We start from the raw sequence: 22,221 nt of genomic DNA, 5'->3' as shown, positions 1-22,221 counted from the left end.
TCATCCGGCCACGGCCGCTTCGCACCCCGCACTTCCAGAACCGCTGTCCCAGAAGGAGACCCGATGACCACCCCCCGTGAGGTCCAGCTCGTCAGCCGTCCCGTCGGCTGGCCCACCCCTGACGACTTCGCCCTCGTCGAGAGCGCGCCCGTCGACCTTGCCGACGGCCAGGTCCGCGTCCGCAACGAGGTCATGTCGGTCGACCCCTACATGCGCGGTCGCATGAGCGACGCCAAGTCCTACGCCGAGCCGTACGCGCTGGGCGAGGCCATGCACGGCGGCGCGGTCGGTGTCGTCACCGAGTCGCGCGCCCACGGCGTCACCGTCGGCGACCACGTGCTCCACGGCCTCGGCTGGCGCGAGGAGGCCGTCGTCGACGGCTCCGCCGTCCGTGTCGTCGACACGTCGGTGGCCCCGGCGTCCGCCTACCTCGGCGTGCTCGGCATGACCGGCCTCACGGCATACGCCGGCCTGACCCGTGTCGCGCAGATCAAGGAGGGGGACGTCGTCTTCGTGTCCGGCGCCGCCGGGGCCGTCGGCAGCGTCGTCGGGCAGGTCGCCAAGGCGCTGGGCGCCAGCCGGGTCATCGGTAGCGCCGGCTCGCAGGAGAAGGTCGACCACCTGCTGGGCGACCTCGGCTTCGACGCCGCGTTCAACTACAAGGACGGACGGGTCTCCGACCTGCTCCGCGAGGCTGCGCCCGACGGCATCGACGTCTACTTCGACAACGTCGGCGGCGACCACCTCGAGGCCGCCGTCGGTTCGCTGCGGCTCGGCGGCCGCATCGCGATCTGCGGCGCGATCTCGGTCTACAACAACACCGAGGCGGCCCCGGGCCCGCGCAACCTCGCGCGCCTCATCCAGACCCGCGGCACCATCACGGGCTTCCTCGTCGGCGACCACTGGGACCTCGCGGGCGAGTACGCCCAGCGCGCGGCCGGCTGGATCGCGGACGGCACGCTGACCTCGCGCGAGACGTTCGGCGACGGGATCGACCACGCGGTCGACGCCTTCCTCGGCGTCCTGCGCGGGGAGAACGTCGGCAAGATGGTCGTCCGCCTCTGACGGCGGCCGCGCGACGGACGGGAGAGGGCGGGTGCTTCGGCACCCGCCCTTCGCCGTCCCGGCGCTCCTGCGCGACGTCAGCCCCCGAGCAGGTCCTTGGCCTTGTCGGCCGGCAGCAGGTCGTGGCGCAGCGGCTCGCGCACGAACGACCCGGTGCCGTGCGACACCGACCGGAGGTCGATGGGGTAGCGCGACAGCTCTGCCGACGGCACCTCGGCGTGCACGACGGTCCAGCCGCCCTCGGGGCCCATCCCGTCGGCCGGCTCGGTGCCGAGCACCTGGCCGCGGCGTCCGCGCAGGTCCGACATGACCGCCCCGAGGTAGTCGTCGGCGATGGTGATGTCGACGCGGTCGATCGGCTCGAGCAGCGCCATCGTCGAGGCGTTCGCCGCCTCCTTGAGAGCGAGCGCCGCGGCGGTCTGGAAGGCGACGTCGGACGAGTCGACGGAGTGCGACTTGCCGTCGGTGAGCGTGACGCGGACGTCGACGACCGGGTGGCCGGTGAGCAGGCCCTTCTCGAGCTGGAGTCGGGCCCCCTTCTCGACCGACGGGATGAACTGGCGCGGCACGGACCCGCCGACGACCTTGTCGACGAACTCGAAACCCGATCCGCGTGGCAGCGGCTCGATGACGATCGAGCACACGGCGTACTGCCCGTGACCGCCCGACTGCTTGACGTGGCGACCCTGCACCGAGCACGTGCGCACGAAGGTCTCGCGCAGCGCGGTCCGGTAGGGCTCGGCCGTCACCGTCACCCCGTAGCGCTCGGAGAGCTGGTCGATGAGGTCGTCGACGTGGGCCTGTCCCATCGTCCAGAGCACGACCTGGTCCGTCTCGTGCGAGTGCTCCATGCGCATCGTGACGTCCTCGGCCACGAGGCGTTGCAGGGCCCCGCCGAGCTTGTCGTCGTCGGACTTCGTCGCCGCGCGGATCGCGACGGGCAGCTGCGGCTCGGGGAGCAGCCACGGCTCGACGACCGCGGGCCGGTCGACGGAGGACAGGGTGTCGGAGGTCTCGGCGTGGGTCAGCTTCGTCACGAGTGCGAGGTCGCCGGCGATGGCGGTGCCGCGGGGGCGGTGCGACTCGACGAAGGGCGACGCGAGCGGGCCGACGCGCTCGTCGTCGTCGTGGGCCGGGTGGCCGGCGACCTCGTGCCCGACGAAGTCACCGAGGTGGCCCGACACGTGGACCGTCTCGTCGACGCGGAGCGTGCCGGAGAAGACGCGCACGAGCGAGAGGCGCCCGACGTACGGGTCGGTCGTCGTGCGCACGACCTCGGCCACGAGCGGCTGGGACGGGTCGCACGTCACGCCCTTGACGGGGCCACCGACCGGTGACGTGACGGCCGGCAGCGGGTGCGCGGTCGGGTCGGGGAAGGCCCGCTCGATCATGCCGAGCAGCTCCTCGGTGCCCGCGCCGGTCAGGGGCGAGACCGGGACGATCGGGAAGAAGGTGCCCTGGGCGATGGCCGTACGCAGGTCGCCGAGCAGCGACTCGGTGTCGATGGTCTCGCCCTCGAGGTAGCGGTCGAGCAACGTCGCGTCCTCGGACTCCTCGATGACGGACTCGATGAGGGCCGACCGCGCGTCCTCGTGCTCGGCGGACGTCTCGCCGGTCAGCAGTCCCATGACCCCGGTGACCGAGCCGTCCTCGACGACGGGCCAGTGGGTGGCTCGGGCGTCGCCGAAGGTGCGACGACACATCTCGACCGTCGTCGCGAAGTCGGCGCGCGGCTGGTCGAGGTGGGTCACGACGACGGCTCGCGGCATCCCGACGGCCGCGCACTCGCGCCACAGCAGCGACACGGGCCGGTCGATGTCGTCGGCGCCGGAGACGACGAAGACGGCGGCGTCCGCGGCCCGGAGGCCCGCGCGGAGGTCGCCGACGAAGTCGGGGTAGCCGGGGGTGTCGAGGAGGTTGAGGGTGACCGGACCGGACTCGAACGAGGCGGCGACGAGGGTCGTGGTGCGGACGTGGTCGCCCAGGGAGGTCCGCTGACCGGGGACACGTGCCGAGACGAGCGCCTCGAAGAGTGCGGTCTTGCCGGCCCCGCCGGGTCCGACCAGCACGACGTTGCGGATGTCCTGCGGCGAGGCGGGGTTGGGGGCCGCAGGAAGATCTGATCTGCCGGGCGTCTTAGCCATGCCCCCACCCAACTCCTGTCGCCCAGCCGTCACAAGACCCATCGCGTATGCCGCCCGCCACCTCGGTGGTTCATCCCCGGGTCGCCCCCCGGCCCGCGCCCGCGCGCTCTGCCGCCTCCGTGGAACCCGGGTGCGCACCGTCGGTGCGAGGTGACAGGCTGACGCCATGGATCTGGGGGCCTACCGGCCGGTGCTGGCCAACCGAGACACCCGCAACGCGCTGCTGCTCGGCTTCCTCATCCGCGTCCCCATGTGGGCGGGAGGGGTGATCCTCACCCTCCACGTCGTGACGTCGCTCGGCCGCAGCTACGGCGCTGCCGGCCTGGTCACGGCCGCCTCGACCGTCGCGGTCGCCGTCTCCGGGCCCTGGCGCGGCCGGCTGCTCGACCGCATCGGCCTGCGGCGCACCGTCGGCCCCTCGCTCGTCGTGCAGGTCGTGTGCTGGTCGATCGCGCCGTGGGTGGGCTACGCCCCGCTCATCGCCTTCGCGGCGCTCGCCGGGCTCTTCGTCGTGCCCACCTTCTCGATCCTGCGCCAGGTCATCATCCGTTCGGTGCCGAGCGAGCAGCGGCGCACCGCCCTGTCGCTCGACTCGTCGGCGACCGAGCTGTCGTTCATGGCGGGCCCTGCCATCGGGGTGTGGCTCGCGACCTCGTGGGACACGTCGTGGGCCCTGCTCGTCTGCGAGCTCGCATCCGTCGCAGCGGGATTCGTGCTCTGGGTGGTCAACCCCCGCCTCACCTCCGACTCCGGCGAGGGGCACCCGGACGGCGGCGCGGCGGGGGAGGCGGCGCACGACGAGCAGGGCGAGGCCGCCCGGGCCGACGCCATCGCCGCCCCGTCCGTGCCCGACGACACCGCCCCGGCCCGGGCCGTCCGCGGCTTCATCACCGTGCCGGTCGCCGCGGTCTACCTCGCCGCCGCCTGCTCGACGCTCGTCCTCAGCGGCACCGACGTGGGCATCGTCGCGGCGCTGCGGTCCTTCGGGGCCACCGGCTCGATCGGGTGGGTCCTCGCGCTCTGGGGTGCCGGGTCCCTCGTCGGCGGCATCCTCTACGGCGCCTGGCACCGCTCCTTCTCCGTCTTCTGGCTGCTCGGCGGCCTCGCGGCCACGACCGCCCCCGTCGCCCTCGCCGCGGGCGTGCCGAGCTTCGCCGTCCTCATCACCGTCTCCGGCTTCCTGTGCGCCCCCACGATCACCGCCACCGTCGAGCAGCTGAGCCGTCAGGTCCCGGAGCGGTTCCGCGGCGAGATGATGGGGTGGCACGGCTCGGCCATGACCGCGGGCTCGGCCTTCGGTGCACCGCTCGCCGGCTCCGCCATCGACCGAGGCGGCTGGCAGTGGGGGTTCGTCGTCGTCTCCGCCGTGGGCGTCCTCGTCGCACTCGTCGGCCTCCTCGGGTCGCGGGCCAGCCGGAGGGCGCAGGGCCGGACCGCTGCCGGGGGCCCTGTCGTCGATTCGGAGCACGGCGTCTCGGCTGCTAGCATGGAGCACTGACCAGCCGTCACCCATGCTCCCGCTCCGGCGGAGGCGGGTGACGACGTGCAAGAGAAGCTCGCTTCCACCCGCGCCGACCTCACAGTCGCCGGGTCAAGGTCTGCTCGACCAGGTGTCCTCCGTGGCACCGGTGTCGAGCCGTGTGACGCGACGGCGACCGTCCGGCATACGCGACCCTTGGGCTCCTCGTGCACACACGGGGAGCCCTTTTCTCGTTGTGGTCGCAGCAGGACTGGCACCACCCCCGTCTGGTCACACCATTCATCGAACTTAGGAGCACCACATCAGCGAGCCTCGCATCAACGAGCGCATCCGGGTCCCGGAAGTGCGCTTGGTTGGCCCCAACGGCGAGCAGGTCGGCATCGTCCGCGTCGAGGACGCGCTGCGTCTGGCCGAGGAGGCGAACCTCGACCTCGTCGAGGTGGCCCCCATGGCCAAGCCGCCGGTCGCCAAGCTCATGGACTTCGGCAAGTTCAAGTACGAAGCCGCCATGAAGGCACGGGAAGCGCGCAAGAACCAGGTCAACACGGTCATCAAGGAGATCAAGCTCCGTCCGAAGATCGACCCGCACGACTACGGCACGAAGAAGGGCCACGTCGAGCGGTTCCTCAAGGCCGGCGACAAGGTCAAGGTGACGATCATGTTCCGCGGTCGCGAGCAGTCGCGGCCCGAGCTCGGTCGCCGTCTGCTCGAGCGCCTCGCCGAGGACATCGCCGAGCTCGGCTTCGTCGAGTCGGCCCCGAAGCAGGACGGCCGAAACATGATCATGGTGATCGGCCCGACCAAGAAGAAGGCGGAGGCCAAGGCCGAGCAGCGTCGCTCCCGCGAGCAGCACGACCAGCGCTCCACCGGCGAGCCGGCAACGTCCGGTGAGCAGCCGGAGGCCCAGGCCCCGCAGACCGACGAGGCCACCGCCGCCGCCGAGTGATCGGCGGGCGGTGACCCGCCGGAGGCGAGAGCCCCCGGCACGACACACCACGTGCGCCCACTGGCGCACGCAACACGAAGGAGATCGGCCCCCATGCCGAAGATGAAGACGCACAGCGGTGCGAAGAAGCGTTTCCGCCTCACCGGCACCGGCAAGGTCATGCGCGAGCAGGCCGGCGGTCGCCACCTGCTTGAGCACAAGTCGAGCAAGAAGATGCGTTCCATCGCGAACGACGTCGAGCTCGCCAAGCCGGACGCCAAGAAGGCCAAGAAGCTCCTCGGCAAGTGAGCCGGGACCCCCACCCATCAGCGATTCGCTGAGCAGCCGGGTCTCCGGTAAGCCAGCAGCAGCAAGCACTGCGTCAAGCAGAGAAGGAGTATTCACGTGGCACGCGTGAAGCGGGCAGTCAACGCCCAGAAGAAGCGTCGAGTCGTTCTCGAGCGCGCCAGCGGCTACCGCGGTCAGCGGTCGCGCCTCTACCGCAAGGCCAAGGAGCAGGTCACCCACTCGCTGGGTTACGCCTACCGTGACCGTCGCGCGAAGAAGGGTGACTTCCGTCGCCTCTGGATCCAGCGCATCAACGCTGCGGCCCGCGCCAACGGCATGACGTACAACCGGTTCATGCAGGGCCTCAAGGCCGCCGGTGTCGAGGTCGACCGCAAGATCCTCGCGGACCTCGCCGTCAACGACGCCCCGGCCTTCGCCGCGCTCGTGGAGCTCTCCCGCGCCAACGTCCCGGCCGCTGTCAACGCAGCCGAGGCGAAGGTCGCCGGCGACGCCGCCTGAGCGACGTCGTCCGACGTCACACCAGCATCTCGAGCGCCGGGACACCCCCGTGCTGACCAACCCCCGATCCGATCGGGTCAAGGCGGTACGGGCGCTGTCCCGGCGCTCGGTGCGTTCCCGCACGGGTGAGTTCCTCGCCGAGGGACCGCAGGCGGTCCGCGAGGCGGTCGCCTTCCGTCCCGAGCTCGTCCGGGACGTCTACGTGACGCCCGAGGCGGCCGACCGGCATCCCGCCATCGTCGAGGCCGCGCGCTCCGCCGAGCTCTGGGTGCACGAGGTGAGTCCCGAGGTGCTCGCCGCGATGTGTGACACGGAGTCCCCGCAGGGGATCGCCGCGGTGTGCCACGTCCTCGACGTGCCGCTGGACGCCCTCCTCGCGGACCTGCCGGCCGACGCGCTCGTGTGCGTCCTGACGAACGTCCGCGACCCCGGCAACGCCGGCACCGTCATCCGGGGCGCCGACGCGGCCGGCGCCGACGCCGTCATCGTCAGCGACGCGAGCGTCGACGTCTACAACAGCAAGGTCGTCCGCTCGACCGTCGGGTCCCTGTGGCACCTGCCGCTCAGCCTCGGCGCGTCCGTCCCCGACATCCTCGCGGCCCTGCGCGAGCGAGGGGTCAGGCTGCTCGCCGCAGACGGAGCGGGAACGACTCTCCTCCATGACGCCGACCTCTCCGGTGCCCACGCCTGGGTCATGGGCAACGAGGCCTGGGGCCTGCCGCAGGACGTGCGCGACGCCTGCGACGACGTCGTCCGCGTCCCCATCCACGGCCACGCGGAGTCGCTCAACCTCGCGATGGCCGCGACGATCTGCCTCTACGCCTCGGCCGAGGCACGCCGCACGAGCCGCTGACCGGGCCCTTCGGGCGTGCCCGTGACTATCCTCGGGCCATGACCTCCGTCGACGGGACCGCGGCTCGGCTGCCCGGGTCGGCGGCCGAGATGGCTCCGGTCGCGATGATGGGCGAGCTGCTTCCCGACGGGCTCGTCGTCGTCGGCGCCGACCAGCGCATCCGGTTCGCCAATGCCGAGGCGCTGCGCATCCTCGACTGCGACCATGCCGATCTCGTCGGCCGCACGCTCGACGAGGGGCTGCCCTTCACGGACAAGTACGGCCGGAACTGGTGGGCCCACACCGACCCGTGGAACGGCCTCGCCAGCCGCGGCGGCCACCGCGAGAAGCTGCTCGTCGCGCCCCGGGGCCAGGACGTCCTCGTCACCGCGCGCTACGTGCGGTCCCGACCGGGCGGCACGGTCGAGCGGGTCATGCTCGGTCTGCGTGACGCCGAGGCCCGCCAGCGGGCGGAGCGCGACCAGGCGACCGTCCTGTCGACCGTGGCGCACGAGCTGCGGGCGCCGCTGACGTCGGTGACCGGCTTCACGAGCAGCCTGCTGCGACGGTGGGACCGGTTCACCGACGAGCAGAAGCGCCTCATGATCGAGACGATCGAGGCCGACGCCACCCGCCTGACCCGCCTCATCACCGAGCTGCTCGACATCTCGCGGCTCGACTCCGACAGCCTCAACCTGCGTCGGGGGCCCGTCGACCTCCACGCGCTGCTCACGACCCACGTCGTGCGCTACGAGCTCGGTCGGTCGTCCGGAGTCGTCCAGCTCGGGCTGGGGGAGTCCGCCATCGAAGACGGGCTGCCGGAGATGTGGGCCGACACCGACCGTCTCGAGCAGATCTTCTTCAACCTCATCGAGAACGGCCTGCTGCACGGCGCCGGCAAGGTCACGGTGACCCTCGACCGCGGCGGGGCCCTCGGTGACGCGCCGGAGTCGGTGGTCGTCGAGGTCGACGACGAGGGTGACGGCATACCCCCGTCCGACCGCGAGAAGATCTTCGGTCGCTTCTGGCACGGTCCCTCCAACGCGAGCACGGGCCTCGGGCTCTACGTCGTCCGGGGTCTCGTCGAGGCCCATGGCGGCTCGGTGCTCGTCAGCGACAACGACGCCGGCGGCGCGCGCTTCGTCGTGACGCTGCCGGCCGGCCTGCCCGAGGTCGTCGGCAGCTGACCCGCCGCTGAGCGGATGGCCCCGTGAACCGGTTCGACGCCGCCCCTAGACTGGGCACCCGCACGACAGCCCCCCGTGAACCCGAGCGAGAGCAGCGAACGCACGCCGATGTCCGGACCCAACACGAACTACGACCCGGTCGAGGTCTCCGCGCTCGACCCGGCGAACGTCGACGCAGCGGTACAGGACGCCATCGCCGCGATCACCGCGGCGTCGTCCCTCGACGACCTCAAGGCCGCGCGCATCGCGCACCAGGGGGAGAAGAGCCCGCTGGCCCTCGCCAACCGCGAGATCGGCGCCCTGCCGCCGAGCGCCAAGGCCGAGGCCGGCAAGCGCGTCGGCCAGGCCCGCGGCCGCGTCGGCCAGGCCCTGACCGTCCGGCAGGCCGAGCTCGAGGCCGAGCGCGACGAGCGCATCCTCGTCGACGAGCGCGTCGACGTCACCGTGCCGGCCCTGCGTCGCGAGCCCGGCTCGCGGCACCCGATCGAGCTCGTCGCCCAGCGCCTCGTCGACGCCTTCGTCGGCATGGGCTGGGAGGTCGCCGAGGGGCCGGAGCTCGAGAGCGAGTGGCTCAACTTCGACGCCCTCAACCTCGGGCCCGACCACCCTGCCCGGCAGATGCAGGACACCTTCTTCCTCGATCCGGTCGACTCGGGCCTCGTGCTGCGCACGCAGACGTCACCGGTCCAGATCCGCACCATGCTCGAGCAGGAGCCGCCGATCTACATCGTGGCTCCCGGCAAGGTCTTCCGCACCGACGACCTCGACGCCACGCACACGCCGGTCTTCCACCAGATCGAGTGCCTCGCGATCGACAAGGGCCTGACGATGGCCCACCTGCGCGGCGCCCTCGACGCGTTCGTGCGCATCATGTTCGGCGAGGAGACGCGCACCCGCGTCCGCGCCAACTACTTCCCGTTCACCGAGCCGAGCATGGAGACCGACTTCCTCTGCTTCGCCTGCCACGGCGAGGAGACGTGGGGCAGTGCCGAGCCGTGCCGCACCTGCGGCGGTTCCGGCTGGATCGAGCTGGGCGGCTCCGGCATGGTCAACCGCAAGGTGCTGCGCACCTGCGGCATCGACCCGGACGTCTACTCCGGCTTCGCCTTCGGGCTCGGCATCGAGCGGGCGCTCCAGCTGCGCCACGGGGTCCAGGGGATGCACGAGATCGTCGAGGGCGACGTCCGCTTCTCGCAGCAGTTCGGGATGGGGGTCTGACATGCGTATGCCGCTGAGCTGGCTCGCGGAGTACACCGACCTCGCGCCCGGGGCCCGGGGTGCCGACGTGGCCGCCAGCCTCGTCCGCGTGGGTCTCGAGGAGGAGGACCTCCACGGTGGCGACATCACCGGTCCGCTCGTCGTCGGTCGGGTCCTGTCGTTCGAGCTCGAGCCGCAGAAGAACGGCAAGACGATCCGCTGGTGCACCGTCGACGTCGGACAGAACGGCCAGATGCTGACCGAGGGCAAGCACCAGGAGATCGTCTGCGGTGCCCACAACTTCGAGGTCGGCGACCTCGTGGTGTGCGTGCTGCCCGGTGCCGTGCTGCCCGGCGGCTTCGCGATCTCCGCGCGCAAGACGTACGGCCACGTCTCCAACGGGATGATCTGCGCCGAGGACGAGATCGGTCTGGGGCACGACCACGACGGCATCATCGTGCTCAGCCGGCTGCTGGGCGAGGAGCGCGCGGCGACCCTGAGCCCCGGCGACGACGCGATCGCCCTCCTCGGGCTCGCCGACGAGACCGTCGAGACGAACGTGACGCCCGACCGTGGCTACTGCTTCTCGGTGCGTGGCCTCGCCCGTGAGTACTGGCACGCGCAGGGCAGCCCCGAGGGCGGCTACCGCGACCCGGCCGAGGTCGCGACGCCGGCCGCCACCGCAGGTGGCTACCCGGTGGAGCTCAAGGACGACTCACCCATCGACGGCAACGACGGGTGCGACCGCTACGTCGCGCGGATCGTGCGCGGCATCGATCCGACCCGGCCGTCGCCGTCGTGGATGAGCAAGCGCCTGACGCAGATGGGCATGCGTCCCATCTCGCTCGCCGTCGACGTCACCAACTACGTCATGCTCGCCGTCGGGCAGCCGCTCCACGCCTTCGACGTCGACCGGCTCTCCGGCTCGGTCGTCGTGCGCCGGGCCCGCTCGGGCGAGGTGCTGACGACCCTCGACGACGTCGAGCGCACCCTGCACACCGACGACCTGCTCATCACCGACGGTGGTGAGCAGCCGCTCGCCATCGCCGGCGTCATGGGTGGGGCCTCCTCCGAGGTCTCCGACACGACGACCGACGTGCTCATCGAAGCGGCGCACTTCGACCCGACGACCGTCGCGCGCTCGTCGCGCCGGCACCGCCTCATCACCGAGGCGTCCAAGCGCTTCGAGCGCGGCGTCGACCCGAGGGTGACCGCGGCGGCCGCCCAGCTCGCCGTCGACCTGCTCGTCGAGCACGGTGGCGGCACCGTCGACGACGCCGTCACCGACGTCGACCGCACGAGCGAGCGGACGGCATACCTCCTCGACGTCACGGAGCCGGCGCGCATCGTGGGCGTCGACTACCCGCGCGGGCGGGTCGTCGGCATCCTGCGCGACCTCGGTTGCGTCGTCGACGAGTCCGGCGAGGGCACCGACGACACGCACGTCCTCGTGACCCCGCCGTCGTGGCGCCCCGACCTCGTCGACGCGCCCGACTACGCGGAGGAGGTCGCGCGGATCGACGGCTACAACAACATCCCGTCGATCACGCCGACGCCGAGCGACGGCCGCGGCCTGACCCATGCGCAGAAGGCGCGCCGGGTCGTCGCCGACGCGCTCGCGGGTGCAGGGCTCACCGAGGTCCTCAGCTATCCCTTCGTCGCCGAGGAGCTCGCCGACCAGCTGATGCTGCCGGCCGACGACGACCGCCGTCACGCCGTCCGGCTGGCCAACCCGCTGTCGGAGGAGCGGCCGCTGCTGCGCACCTCGGTCCTCGCCAGCCTCGTCGACACGCTGCGACGCAACGTCGCTCGCGGGCGCAAGGACGTCGCGATCTACGAGCTCGGCCTCGTGTTCCGCCCGGGCGGCGCCATCGGCACCGCACCGATCCCGGGAGTCGCCGCGCGCCCCGACGCCGAGACGCTCGAGCAGCTGTATGCCGCCGTCCCCGCCCAGCCACGTCGCGCGGGCATCCTCGCGACCGGACAGGCGGAGCAGGCCGGCTGGTGGGGTCCCGGCCGCGCCGCCGACTGGAGCGACATGGTCGCCGCCGTGCAGACGGTCGCCGCCGCGCTCGCCGTGCCGGTGGTCGTCGCCAACGACCCCGGTCACGCCCCGTGGCACCCCGGCCGATGCGCCCGGATCACGCTCGTCGACGGCACGCTCGTGGGCCACGCAGGGGAGCTGCACCCCAAGGTGGTCGCGGCCCTCGACCTGCCGGAGCGCACGGTGGCCGCGGAGTTCGACGTCGACGTGCTCGTCGCCGCCAGCGCCGAGCCCGTCCAGGCCAGGCCCTTCTCGACGTTCCCGCCGGCGATGACCGACATCGCCCTGCTCGTGGCCGCTGATGTGGCCGCCGCCGACGTCGAGACGGCCCTGCGCTCCGGTGCGGGCGAGTCGCTCGAGTCGGTCGTGCTCTTCGACGTCTACGAGGGGGAGCGCATCGAGGCCGGACACCGGTCGCTGGCCTACCGCCTCACGTTCCGGGCGCCCGACCGGACGCTGACGACCGACGAGGTCAACGACTTCCGCGACGCGGCGGTCGCGGCGGCCGCGTCTGCGACGGGGGCCGTCCAGCGCTGAACCCCCCAATGCACGAATATGCATGAGCGTGTATAGTCATGCATCGTGATCAGGGCAGCAGTGGCGGGGGCGAGCGGCTACGCCGGAGGAGAGATCCTCCGGCTGCTGCTCGCCCACCCGCAGTTCGAGGTCGGCGCCGTCACGGCGGCCAGCAGTGCGGGTGAACGGCTCGGGGGCGTCCACCCGCACCTGGTCCCCCTTGCGGACCGTGTGCTCGAGGTGACCAGCGTCGAGACGCTGTCCGGCCATGACGTCGTCTTCCTCGCCCTGCCGCACGGCCACTCGGGGGCGCTCGCCGCGCAGCTGCCCGACTCGGTCGTCGTCATCGACTGCGGGGCCGACTTCCGGCTCGAGTCCGAGTCCGCGTGGACGACCTTCTACGACACGGCGTATGCCGGCTCGTGGCCCTACGGCCTCCCTGAGCTCCCCGGACCGGCGGGCACCGTGGCGCGCGAACGGCTCGCGGGCGCACGCCGCATCGCCGTGCCGGGCTGCTACCCGACCGGCATCTCGCTCGCGCTGGCCCCCGGGTTCGCCGCCGGCCTGCTCGAGGCCCAGGACGTCGTCGTCGTCGCCGCCTCCGGCACGTCGGGTGCCGGCAGGTCGCTCAAGCCGCACCTGCTCGGCAGCGAGGTGATGGGCTCCATGTCGCCCTACGGCGTCGGAGGCGGCCACCGGCACACCCCGGAGATCGAGCAGAACCTCTCCCGCGCTGCGGGCGAGCCCGTCACGGTCTCGTTCACACCGACGCTGGCGCCGATGCCGCGCGGCATCCTCGCGACGTGCACGGCCCGCCTGCGTCCGGGCGCCGACCCGGCGTCCGTGCGCGCGGCCTGGGAGGCGGCATACGCCGCCGAGCCCTTCGTCCACGTCCTGCCCGAGGGCTCCTGGCCCGCCACGGCCTCGGTCGTGGGCAGCAACCACGTGCAGCTGCAGGTGGCCGTCGACGAGCGGCTCGGTCGGGTCGTCGTGGTGTCGGCCATCGACAACCTCACCAAGGGCACTGCCGGCGCCGCCGTGCAGTGCGCCAACCTCGCCCTGGGTCTCGAGGAGACCCTCGGCCTCCCCATCGCAGGAGTCGCCCCGTGAGTGGCCACCCGACCGTCCAGCTGCCCGCGGGCTTCCGTGCGGCGGGCGTCACCGCGGGCCTCAAGGCGAGCGGCACCCCCGACCTCGCCCTCGTCGTCAACGACGGTCCGGACCGCCACGCGGCGGCCGTCTTCACGACCAACCGCGTCGAGGCCGCGCCGGTCACGTGGTCGCGCCAGGTCGTCGCCGACGGCCGGGTCGACGCCGTCGTCCTCAACTCCGGGGGCGCCAACGCCTGCACCGGAGCCCAGGGCTTCCTCGACACCCACCGCACCGCCGAGCACGTGGCGGAGGTGCTCGGTGTCTCGGCGGGCGACGTCGTCGTCTGCTCGACCGGCCTCATCGGCGAGCTGCTCCCCATGGACAAGGTCCTCACCGGTGTCGACGCCGCTGCCACCGCCCTGTCCGCCGAGGGCCACGAGGCGGCGGCCGTCGCGATCAAGACGACCGACACGGTGCACAAGGTCTCGACGTACGGGGGCGCCGGCTGGTCGGTGTCCGGCATGGCCAAGGGCGCCGGCATGCTCGCACCGGCACTGGCGACGATGCTCGTCGTCGTGACGACCGACGCCGTCGTCGACCAGCCAGACCTCGACGCCTCGCTCCGCGCCGCGACATCCGTCTCCTTCGACCGCATCGACTCCGACGCATGCATGTCGACGAACGACACCGTCGTCGTCCTCGCCTCCGGGGCCTCGGGCGTCTCCGTCGAGCGGGACGAGCTCACCGAGAGCCTCACCGCCGTGTGCTCCGACCTCGCCCGCCAGCTCATCGCCGACGCCGAGGGCGCCGCACACGACGTCGCCATCGAGGTGGTCGGCGCCGCGAGCACCGACGACGCCCTCGAGGTGGCGCGGTCGGTGGCCCGCAACACCCTCTTCAAGTGCGCGATCTTCGGCAACGACCCCAACTGGGGGCGCGTGCTCGCGGCCGTCGGCACGACGAAGGCCGCCTTCGACCCGACGACGCTCGACGTGACGATGAACGGCGTCCAGGTGTGCCGCGCCGGTGGGGTGGGGGAGGACCGCACCCTCGTCGACCTCGCCCCGCGCGAGGTCCACGTCCTCGTCGACCTGCACGCCGGCCCCGAGGCCGCGACGATCTGGACCAACGACCTGACCCACGACTACGTCCACGAGAACTCGGCCTACAGCACATGACCACCACGAGCACCCGCTCCGACCAGCCCGCCGACCTCCGCGGCCTCATCGACGCCGCGGCCATCCGCGTCGCCGCGGGCAAGGCCGCCACCCTCGTCGAGGCGCTGCCCTGGCTCGAGCGGTTCCGCGGTGCGCTCGTCGTCGTCAAGTACGGCGGCAACGCCATGGTCGACGACGAGCTCAAGGCCGCCTTCGCCGAGGACATCGCGTTCCTCCGGTACGCCGGGCTGCGCCCTGTCGTCGTCCACGGTGGAGGGCCTCAGATCAGGGCGATGCTCGAGCGGGTCGGGCTCGAGAGCGAGTTCAAGGGCGGCCTGCGCGTCACGACGCCCGAGGTCATGGACGTCGTGCGGATGGTCCTGACCGGTCAGGTCGGGCGCGAGCTCGTCGGCCTGCTCAACCAGCACGGTCCCATCGCGGTGGGCCTGTCCGGTGAGGACGCGGCCCTGCTCGGCGCGCGGCGCCGCGGCACGGTCGTCGACGGCGAGGAGGTCGACCTCGGCCTCGTCGGGGACGTCGAGAGCGTCAACCCGTCCGCGATCATCGACATCCTCGACGCCGGCCGGGTCCCCGTGGTCTCCACGGTGGCACCCGACCTCGACGTCGAGGGGCAGGTGCTCAATGTCAACGCCGACACCGCCGCCGCGGCGATCGCCGTCGCTCTCGGTGCCGAGAAGCTCGTCGTCCTCACCGACGTCGAGGGCATCTACGCCGACTGGCCCGACCGTGGCTCGCTGCTCTCGACCATCACCGTCAGCGCAGCCCGGGAGCTGCTCTCGCGCGTCGACCACGGGATGGTGCCCAAGCTCGAGGCGTGCATCCGTGCCGTCGAGGGCGGCGTGCCGCAGACCCACGTCGTCGACGGCCGCAAGCCGCACTCGATCCTGCTCGAGATCTTCACCGACGAGGGGATCGGCACCATGGTCCTGCCCGACATCACCGGCTCCGAGCCGACGCCACCGCGCACATCCGGACCACCCGCCACGCCCGAGGAGGACTCATGACCGCCGGCAGCGACCTGCTCGGCCGCTACGCCGGAGCCATGGTCCAGGTCTTCGGCACGCCCCAGCTCGTCCTCGCCTCCGGCCATGGCTGCTGGGTCACCGACGTCGACGGCAAGCGCTACCTCGACCTGCTCTCCGGCATCGCCGTCAACGCCCTCGGCTACGGCCACCCGGCGCTCGTGCAGGCCGTGACGAAGCAGGCCGAGTCGGCCATCCACGTGTCCAACTTCTTCACCTCGGAGCCGGCCATCGCGCTCGCCGAGCGCATCCTCGCGGTTGCGGCGGCGCCCGCGGGCTCAGGCGTCTTCTTCGCCAACTCCGGCACCGAGGCGACCGAGGCCGCGATCAAGCTGTCGCGGCGCACGGGTCGCACCCGCATCGTCGCGCTCGAGGGGTCCTTCCACGGCCGGTCCACGGGCGCCCTGGCCCTGACCCACAAGGCCGCCTACCGCGAGCCGTTCGAACCGCTCATCCCCGAGGTCGTCTTCGTCCCGCCGAACGACGCTGACGCCCTGCGGGCGGCGGTCGGCGACACGACGGCAGCGCTGTTCGTCGAGCCGGTCCAGGGCGAGGCAGGGGTCCGCGAGCTGTCGGTCGACTACCTGCGCCTCGCTCGCGAGGTGACCTCGGCTCACGACGTCCTCCTCGTCGTCGACGAGATCCAGACCGGCATCGGCCGCACCGGCGACTGGTTCGCGCACCAGCAGTCGGGCATCGTCCCGGACGCCATGACGCTGGCCAAGGGCCTCGGTGGTGGCGTGCCGATCGGCGCGCTCGTCACGTTCGGTCCCGACACCACCGCCCTGCTCGCCGCCGGCCAGCACGGCACGACCTTCGGCGGCAACCCGCTCGCGTGCGCGGCCGGCCTCGCCGTCCTCGACACCATCGAGCGCGACCACCTGCTCGAGCACGTCCGCGACGTCGCCGCGCTGCTCGACGACGTCGAGATCGAGGGCGTCAGCGACACGCGCGGACGCGGCCTGCTGCGGGCGATCGAGCTGGACGGCATACCTGCTCCGGCCGTCATGGCGGCCGCCCGCGACGCGGGCTTCATCGTCAACGCGGTGACTCCGACGGCGCTCCGCCTCGCGCCGCCGCTCGTCATCTCGGCGGACGAGCTCCAGGGCTTCCTCGACGCCCTGCCGGCGATCCTCGAGGCCGCTCACGCGGCGGGGGAGACGACGTCGTGAGCCGCACCCAGCGCCAGCGCCGCATCGTCGAGCTGCTCGGCGCCCATGAGGTGCACAGCCAGGGCGAGCTGTCCGACCTCCTCGCCGCCGAGGGCACCGAGGTGACCCAGGCGACGCTCTCGCGTGACCTCGTCGAGCTCGGCGCCGTCAAGGTCAGGCGCGGCCGCGCCCTGGCGTATGCCGTCCCGGGGGAGGGCGGTGAGGTGGCCGCCGTGGGGTCCATCGGTGACGCCGCCTCGGCCCGTCTGCGTCGCACGTGCGAGGAGCTGCTCGTGTCGGCCGCGGCCGCCGTCAACCTCGTCGTGCTGCGCACCCCTCCGGGCGCGGCCAACTACCTCGCGTCGGCCATCGACCAGACCCGCGACCCCGAGGTGGTGGGCACGATCGCCGGCGACGACACGATCCTGCTCGTGACCGGCAGCGCCGAGCAGGCGAGCGCCGTGGCCGAGCGGCTGCAGTCCCTCGCAGGCACGCGAGACTGAGACCTACTGCACCTGCCTTCCCCTGCCGGCGCCTGCCGCACCCCCACCCACGAGGAGAACCCCGCGATGACCGACCCCACCCACCCGAGCTCCACCGACGGTCCTGAGGGGGCGGAGGGTGCGCCGGGCGCCGCGGCCGCGCCGGCCGAGCGCGTGAGCCTGTGGGGCGGGCGTTTCGCCGGCGGTCCCGACCAGGCACTGGCCGCACTGTCCAAGAGCACCCACTTCGACTGGCGCCTCGCGCCGCACGACATCGCCGGGTCTCGCGCCCACGCCCGTGTGCTCCACTCGGCCGGGCTGCTCTCCGACGAGCACCTCCAGGCGATGCTCGACGGTCTGGACGGGCTCGAGGCCGACGTCGTGTCGGGCGCCTTCACGCCCGCGGAGGACGACGAGGACGTCCACACCGCTCTCGAGCGCGGCCTCATCGAGCGCGTCGGCCCCGACGTCGGCGGGCGGCTGCGCGCCGGCCGGTCCCGCAACGACCAGGTGGCGACGCTCTTCCGGATGTACCTGCGCGAGCACGCTCGCGTCGTCGGAGGCCTCGTCCTCGACGTCGTCGACGGCCTCGTGTCGCAGGCCGACCGTCATCTCGGCGTCGCCATGCCGGGCCGCACGCACCTGCAGCACGCCCAGCCGGTCCTCCTGTCGCACCACCTGCTCGCCCACGCATGGGCGCTGCTGCGCGACGTCGACCGACTGCGCGACTGGGACGTCCGCGCGAACGCCTCTCCCTACGGGTCCGGGGCCCTCGCCGGCTCCTCGCTCGGGCTGGACCCCGAGGCCGTGGCCCACGACCTCGGCTTCGCTCGCGCCGTCGAGAACTCCATCGACGGCACCGCGTCGCGCGACTTCGTGGCCGAGTTCTCGTTCGTCTCGGCAATGACCGCGGTCGACATCTCCCGGATCGCCGAGGAGGTCGTCATCTGGGCGACCAAGGAGTTCTCCTTCGTCACGCTGCACGACTCGTACTCGACGGGGTCGAGCATCATGCCGCAGAAGAAGAACCCCGATGTGGCCGAGCTGGCCCGCGGCAAGGCCGGTCGTCTCGTGGGCGACCTCGCCGGGCTGCTGACGACCCTCAAGGCGCTCCCGCTGGCCTACAACCGTGACCTCCAGGAGGACAAGGAGCCGGTCTTCGACGCCGTCGACACGCTGGAGGTCCTGCTGCCGGCCTTCTCGGGCATGGTCGACACCCTCGTCTTCGACACCGAGCGCCTCGCGTCCCTCGCGCCGCAGGGATTTGCCCTGGCCACCGACATCGCCGAGTGGCTCGTGCGCCAGGGCGTCCCGTTCCGCGTCGCGCACGAGGTGGCCGGCGCGTGCGTCCGCGAGTGCGAGCCGCGCGGCATCGAGCTGTGGGACCTCACCGACGAGGACTTCGCCCGGATCAGCGAGCACCTGACGCCCGACGTGCGGTCGGTCCTCTCGGTCGAGGGTTCCCTGGCCTCGCGGGACGCCCAGGGCGGCACCGCACCGGTCCGGGTCACCGAGCAGCTGGTGCTCGCGCGCGAGCGTCTCGCCGACGCCCGGACGTGGACCTCGGCGACCGTCTGACCCTGCCGTTAGCGTGTCGTCGGTGAGCCCCGACCACACCCGCCTGCCGCGATCGTTCTTCGCCAGGCCGTCCGTCGAGGTCGCACCCGACCTGCTCGGGCGACACCTGGCGTTCGGCGGCGTCGTGCTGCGCCTGACCGAGCTCGAGGCGTATGCCGGCACGCTCGACCCCGGGTCACACGCCTATCGCGGTGAGACGCCGCGCACGCAGCCCATGTTCGGACCGCCAGGGTTCACCTACGTCTACTTCACCTACGGCCACCACTGGTGCGTCAACCTCGTCGTCGGCGAGGAGGGAGCGGCCTCGGCCGTGCTCGTGCGGGCCGGTGAGGTGGTCGCCGGCCATGACCTCGTCCGGTCCCGGCGGGGGCCGGTGCGCGAGCGCGACTGGGCACGTGGACCGGGGCGGGTCGGCCAGGCGCTCGCGATGACCAAGGAGCACACGGGGCTCGACTTCTGCCGACCTCTTGTGGGGGAGCCGATCGACCTCGTCGTGGCCGAGGGCGAGCGGACCCCTCCCGAGCGCGTCGGCGTCGGCCCCCGGGTCGGCGTCAGCGGCCCGGGTGGTGACGGCACCGCCTTCCCGTGGCGCTTCTGGGTCGACGGTGACCCGAACGTCTCGGCCTACCGCCCCGGCGTCGTGCGGCGCCGACGCGGGTGAGGCGTCTGCCGCGGTCGTTCTTCGCGAGGCCGGTCCTCGACGTGGCCGCCGACCTGCTCGGCCGACACGTGCAGCACGGCGGGGTCACGGTGCGCGTCACCGAGACGGAGGCGTATGCCGGTCTCGTCGACCCCGCGTCACGAGTGCTCAGTCGGCCGACCCGTCACAACGCCCCGGTCTTCGGGCCGTCCGGGCACGCCTTCGTCTACTTCACCTACGGCCACCACTGGATGCTCTGCGTCGTCACGGGCGCCGAGGGCGTCCCCGACGTGGTCCTGCTGCGCGCCGGTGAGGTGGTCGCGGGTCACGACGTCGCCGCGGGGCGCCGGCCGGGCGTGCGTGAGCGCGACTGGTGCCGGGGACCGGGACGGCTGACCAACGCGCTCGCGGTCACAGGGACGCTCTCTGGTGTCGACGTGTGCGCGGTCGGATCCGCGCTCGCCCTCGGCGCCGGCGACCCCGCGGAGGGGAAGGCCGTGCGCGCCGGCCCACGCGTGGGCGTGAGCGGCCCCGGGGGCGACGGCGGGGCCCACCCGTGGCGCTTCTGGATCGACGCGGAGCCGACCCGTCTCGCCGTACCGTCCCGGGGTCGCCCGACGACGCTCGTGACGCCCGCCATGCGGGACCGCGCGGTACTCGGTGGCCGGGGCGCGGCGGCATACGGCAGGCTGTGTGCCGGTGGGCAGGGAGCCCACCCGACCGAGAGGACACCGATACCCGTGACGGACATCTTCGACGAGCTGCAGTGGCGCGGCCTGGTGGCACAGACCACCGACGAGGCGGCGCTGCGCGAAGCACTCGCGGAGGGACCCCTCACGCTGTATTGCGGCTTCGACCCGAGCGCGCCGTCGTTGCACTTCGGCAACTTCGTCCAGCTGTCGGTCATGCGACGGATGCAGGCTGCCGGGCACCACGTCATCTGTCTCGTCGGGGGGTCCACCGGACTCATCGGTGACCCCAAGCCCGACGCGGAGCGCGTGCTGCAGGACAAGGACACCATCGCGTCCGCGGTGAACCGGATCCAGCAGCTCGTCGGGCCACTGCTCGACTTCGAGGGCGAGAACGCCGCCGTGCTCGTCAACAACCTGGACTGGACGGCGCCGATGAGCGCGCTCGACTTCCTGCGCGACGTCGGCCGCCACTTCCGCGTCAACCAGATGATCCGCAAGGAGGCCGTGGCGCGGCGGCTCGAGAGCGACCAGGGGATCTCCTACACGGAGTTCAGCTACCAGATGCTCCAGGCGCTCGACTACCTCGAGCTGCACCGGAGCCGAGGCTGCACCCTCCAGATCGGTGGCAGCGACCAGTGGGGCAACATCACGGCCGGCGTCGACCTCGTCCACCGGGTCGAGGGCACGTCGGTGCACGCGCTCGCGACGCCGTTGCTCGTCGACTCGACGGGCCGCAAGTTCGGCAAGTCGGAGGGCAACGCGGTGTGGCTGAGCGCCGACATGACGAGCCCGTACGTCTTCTACCAGTACTTCCTCAACGTCGAGGACGCATCGGTCATCAGCATGCTCAAGGCGCTCTCGGACCGGTCCCGCGACGAGATCACCGAGCTCGAGCGGCAGGTGGCGGAGGAGCCGTTCCGCCGAGCGGCGCAGAAGGCGCTGGCCGCCGACGTCACGACTCTGGTCCACGGAGCCGACGCGACCGCCTCGGTCCAGGCGGCCTCCGAGGCGCTCTTCGGCAAGGGCGACCTGACCGGTCTGGATGCGTCGACACTGACGGACGCCACGGCCGAGCTGCCCGGCGCTCCCGTGTCCGTGGGGACGTCGGTCGTCGACGCCCTCGTGGCGGTCGGGCTCGTCGACTCGCGCAACGCGGCGAGGCGGGCGATCGGTGACGGCGGGGCCTCGCTCAACAACGTCAAGGTGACCGACCCGGAGCAGGTGCTGGGGGAGGGCGACTTCCTGCACGGGAGTGTCGCCGTCATCAAGCGGGGTCGACGCAACCTGGCGGCGGCGCGACGCGCCTGAGACCTCGCGTGGGTGAGGATCGAGCTGTGCCCGAACGCGGCACCTCCCACACATCTGGGACTGCTTGAGGGGGCGGATTCCGTTGGGCGACAACGGTATCCGCCCCTTCAGTGTCGACCAGGCGGTCCGAGGAGAGCGGATTTGTGTTTCTCCGGAGGGCCGGGTTAATGTTCTCTTCGTCAGCCCGACAGGGAGCACCGGACACCACCGCCGAGCGAGCGATCGCGACGCGAAGCAGGCCGGTCCCGGGGGTGGCAGAAGGACCGAGGTGCTCGATCTGATCGGGTAGCCTCGGGGAGCAGGACCGCTGACACCAAGCGGGTCGGATCCGGTCGTCCTGAAGGACGCTTCGCGGGTTTGACTCCCAAGCCCCCGGCGGGTAAGTTTGAAGGGTTGCCCCGGAGGCCTCCTCGTTGAGGTGGTTGATGGTGTGTGTCCGATTCTTGAGAACTCAACAGCGTGTCAAAAATCGATGCCAATTACCTCGTCCCGAGGCCTGGTTCGGTCCACCGTCTGGTGGTCTGGGTGGGTTTTGGGCGAATTATCCTTTGGTTGAATTGAACTTCTAGCTTTTTGAGCTGGTTGTTCGACTTCAGTCAGGTTTTCGAGCCCTTCATGGGTTCAAAGTTTGCTCGTCCTCTTTTCGGGGGTGGGTGTTTGAACATCAACGGAGAGTTTGATCCTGGCTCAGGACGAACGCTGGCGGCGTGCTTAACACATGCAAGTCGAACGGTGATGACGGGAGCTTGCTCTTGTTTGATCAGTGGCGAACGGGTGAGTAACACGTGAGTAACCTGCCCCAGACTCTGGGATAACCCCGGGAAACCGGAGCTAATACCGGATATGACACCAACCTGCATGGGTATGGTGTGGGTATGGTG

Annotated in this window: 18 protein-coding genes, 1 rRNA gene and 1 pseudogene; 19 read left to right on the top strand and 1 reads right to left on the bottom strand. The window is 71.9% G+C overall.

Annotated features, from left to right (window positions below; translation table 11 throughout):
* Positions 1–63: 63 nt before the first annotated feature.
* Positions 64–1,065 (top strand): NADP-dependent oxidoreductase, encoded by a 1,002-nt coding sequence (locus AC1DW8_RS17200; protein WP_478095301.1) that lies wholly within the window; start codon positions 64–66, stop codon positions 1,063–1,065.
* Positions 1,066–1,142: 77 nt separating this feature from the next.
* Here the strand turns inward: AC1DW8_RS17200 and AC1DW8_RS17195 are convergent, their stop codons facing one another.
* The gene (locus tag AC1DW8_RS17195; RefSeq protein ID WP_056776323.1) at positions 1,143–3,209 is read right to left on the bottom strand and encodes an elongation factor G-like protein EF-G2; all 2,067 of its coding nucleotides are present in this window, start codon (positions 3,207–3,209) and stop codon (positions 1,143–1,145) included.
* Between the two features lie 166 nt (positions 3,210–3,375).
* On the opposite strand from AC1DW8_RS17195, the gene AC1DW8_RS17190 reads away from it, so the two are divergent.
* The 18 genes and pseudogenes from AC1DW8_RS17190 to AC1DW8_RS17105 form a co-directional block, all read left to right on the top strand.
* Positions 3,376–4,707, top strand: a complete 1,332-nt coding sequence (locus tag AC1DW8_RS17190; RefSeq protein WP_478095300.1) for an MFS transporter — start codon at positions 3,376–3,378, stop codon at positions 4,705–4,707.
* 331 nt (positions 4,708–5,038) lie between these two features.
* On the top strand, positions 5,039–5,635 hold the full coding sequence (gene infC, locus AC1DW8_RS17185) for a translation initiation factor IF-3 (RefSeq protein ID WP_369793525.1): 597 nt from the start codon (positions 5,039–5,041) through the stop codon (positions 5,633–5,635).
* Between the two features lie 93 nt (positions 5,636–5,728).
* Positions 5,729–5,923 (top strand): 50S ribosomal protein L35, encoded by a 195-nt coding sequence (gene rpmI / locus AC1DW8_RS17180; protein ID WP_020144695.1) that lies wholly within the window; start codon positions 5,729–5,731, stop codon positions 5,921–5,923.
* A 96-nt stretch (positions 5,924–6,019) separates the two neighbouring features.
* Positions 6,020–6,421 carry a 50S ribosomal protein L20 gene (gene rplT / locus AC1DW8_RS17175; RefSeq protein ID WP_020144696.1) on the top strand — a complete coding sequence of 134 codons (402 nt, stop codon included), beginning with the start codon at positions 6,020–6,022 and terminating at the stop codon, positions 6,419–6,421.
* Positions 6,422–6,470: 49 nt separating this feature from the next.
* Entirely contained in the window at positions 6,471–7,274 is an 804-nt protein-coding gene (locus AC1DW8_RS17170; RefSeq protein WP_478095299.1) for a TrmH family RNA methyltransferase, read from the top strand.
* A 38-nt stretch (positions 7,275–7,312) separates the two neighbouring features.
* Positions 7,313–8,440, top strand: a complete 1,128-nt coding sequence (locus tag AC1DW8_RS17165; protein ID WP_478095298.1) for a sensor histidine kinase — start codon at positions 7,313–7,315, stop codon at positions 8,438–8,440.
* Between the two features lie 108 nt (positions 8,441–8,548).
* Entirely contained in the window at positions 8,549–9,658 is a 1,110-nt protein-coding gene (gene pheS, locus AC1DW8_RS17160; protein ID WP_056827316.1) for a phenylalanine--tRNA ligase subunit alpha, read from the top strand.
* A 1-nt stretch (position 9,659) separates the two neighbouring features.
* Positions 9,660–12,218 carry a phenylalanine--tRNA ligase subunit beta gene (pheT, locus tag AC1DW8_RS17155; protein ID WP_478095297.1) on the top strand — a complete coding sequence of 853 codons (2,559 nt, stop codon included), beginning with the start codon at positions 9,660–9,662 and terminating at the stop codon, positions 12,216–12,218.
* A 45-nt stretch (positions 12,219–12,263) separates the two neighbouring features.
* On the top strand, positions 12,264–13,307 hold the full coding sequence (gene argC, locus AC1DW8_RS17150) for an N-acetyl-gamma-glutamyl-phosphate reductase (RefSeq protein ID WP_478095296.1): 1,044 nt from the start codon (positions 12,264–12,266) through the stop codon (positions 13,305–13,307).
* A complete protein-coding gene (gene argJ, locus AC1DW8_RS17145) occupies positions 13,304–14,467 on the top strand; it encodes a bifunctional glutamate N-acetyltransferase/amino-acid acetyltransferase ArgJ (RefSeq protein WP_478095295.1) in 1,164 nt (387 codons plus the stop codon). The genes argC and argJ overlap by 4 nt, the downstream gene beginning before the upstream one ends.
* Positions 14,464–15,471, top strand: a complete 1,008-nt coding sequence (gene argB / locus AC1DW8_RS17140; RefSeq protein WP_478095294.1) for an acetylglutamate kinase — start codon at positions 14,464–14,466, stop codon at positions 15,469–15,471. Before argJ ends, argB begins: the two co-directional genes overlap by 4 nt.
* Positions 15,468–16,661 carry an acetylornithine transaminase gene (locus tag AC1DW8_RS17135; RefSeq protein ID WP_478095293.1) on the top strand — a complete coding sequence of 398 codons (1,194 nt, stop codon included), beginning with the start codon at positions 15,468–15,470 and terminating at the stop codon, positions 16,659–16,661. The genes argB and AC1DW8_RS17135 overlap by 4 nt, the downstream gene beginning before the upstream one ends.
* A complete protein-coding gene (argR, locus tag AC1DW8_RS17130; protein ID WP_056776346.1) occupies positions 16,658–17,143 on the top strand; it encodes an arginine repressor in 486 nt (161 codons plus the stop codon). Before AC1DW8_RS17135 ends, argR begins: the two co-directional genes overlap by 4 nt.
* Before the next feature lie 66 nt (positions 17,144–17,209).
* Positions 17,210–18,700 (top strand): argininosuccinate lyase, encoded by a 1,491-nt coding sequence (gene argH / locus AC1DW8_RS17125; protein ID WP_478095292.1) that lies wholly within the window; start codon positions 17,210–17,212, stop codon positions 18,698–18,700.
* 22 nt (positions 18,701–18,722) lie between these two features.
* Positions 18,723–19,361 (top strand): DNA-3-methyladenine glycosylase, encoded by a 639-nt coding sequence (locus tag AC1DW8_RS17120; protein ID WP_200961796.1) that lies wholly within the window; start codon positions 18,723–18,725, stop codon positions 19,359–19,361.
* Positions 19,358–19,864: pseudogene (locus AC1DW8_RS17115) on the top strand (DNA-3-methyladenine glycosylase); the annotation flags it as partial. The gene AC1DW8_RS17120 and the pseudogene AC1DW8_RS17115, both read left to right, overlap by 4 nt.
* A 216-nt stretch (positions 19,865–20,080) precedes the next feature.
* Complete coding sequence (tyrS, locus tag AC1DW8_RS17110) at positions 20,081–21,340, top strand: tyrosine--tRNA ligase (RefSeq protein WP_056827308.1); 1,260 nt, start codon at positions 20,081–20,083, stop codon at positions 21,338–21,340.
* A gap of 664 nt (positions 21,341–22,004) precedes the next feature.
* A 16S ribosomal RNA gene (locus AC1DW8_RS17105) occupies positions 22,005–22,221 on the top strand; the annotation flags it as partial.

The organism is Terrabacter sp. P2_E3 (assembly GCF_056403915.1).
Note: the sequence above shows the minus strand (reverse complement) of the source record. Positions and strands in the feature narration are given on the sequence as shown.

Excerpts from the sequence above, each read along its gene's own strand:
- pheS (WP_056827316.1), top strand. The coding sequence starts at position 8,549 with ATGTCCGGACCCAACACGAACTACGACCCGGTCGAGGTCTCCGCGCTC.
- AC1DW8_RS17190 (WP_478095300.1), top strand. The coding sequence starts at position 3,376 with ATGGATCTGGGGGCCTACCGGCCGGTGCTGGCCAACCGAGACACCCGC.
- AC1DW8_RS17195 (WP_056776323.1), bottom strand. The coding sequence starts at position 3,209 with ATGGCTAAGACGCCCGGCAGATCAGATCTTCCTGCGGCCCCCAACCCC.
- AC1DW8_RS17200 (WP_478095301.1), top strand. The coding sequence starts at position 64 with ATGACCACCCCCCGTGAGGTCCAGCTCGTCAGCCGTCCCGTCGGCTGG.
- AC1DW8_RS17135 (WP_478095293.1), top strand. The coding sequence starts at position 15,468 with ATGACCGCCGGCAGCGACCTGCTCGGCCGCTACGCCGGAGCCATGGTC.
- argH (WP_478095292.1), top strand. The coding sequence starts at position 17,210 with ATGACCGACCCCACCCACCCGAGCTCCACCGACGGTCCTGAGGGGGCG.
- AC1DW8_RS17165 (WP_478095298.1), top strand. The coding sequence starts at position 7,313 with ATGACCTCCGTCGACGGGACCGCGGCTCGGCTGCCCGGGTCGGCGGCC.
- argB (WP_478095294.1), top strand. The coding sequence starts at position 14,464 with ATGACCACCACGAGCACCCGCTCCGACCAGCCCGCCGACCTCCGCGGC.
- rpmI (WP_020144695.1), top strand. The coding sequence starts at position 5,729 with ATGCCGAAGATGAAGACGCACAGCGGTGCGAAGAAGCGTTTCCGCCTC.
- pheT (WP_478095297.1), top strand. The coding sequence starts at position 9,660 with ATGCGTATGCCGCTGAGCTGGCTCGCGGAGTACACCGACCTCGCGCCC.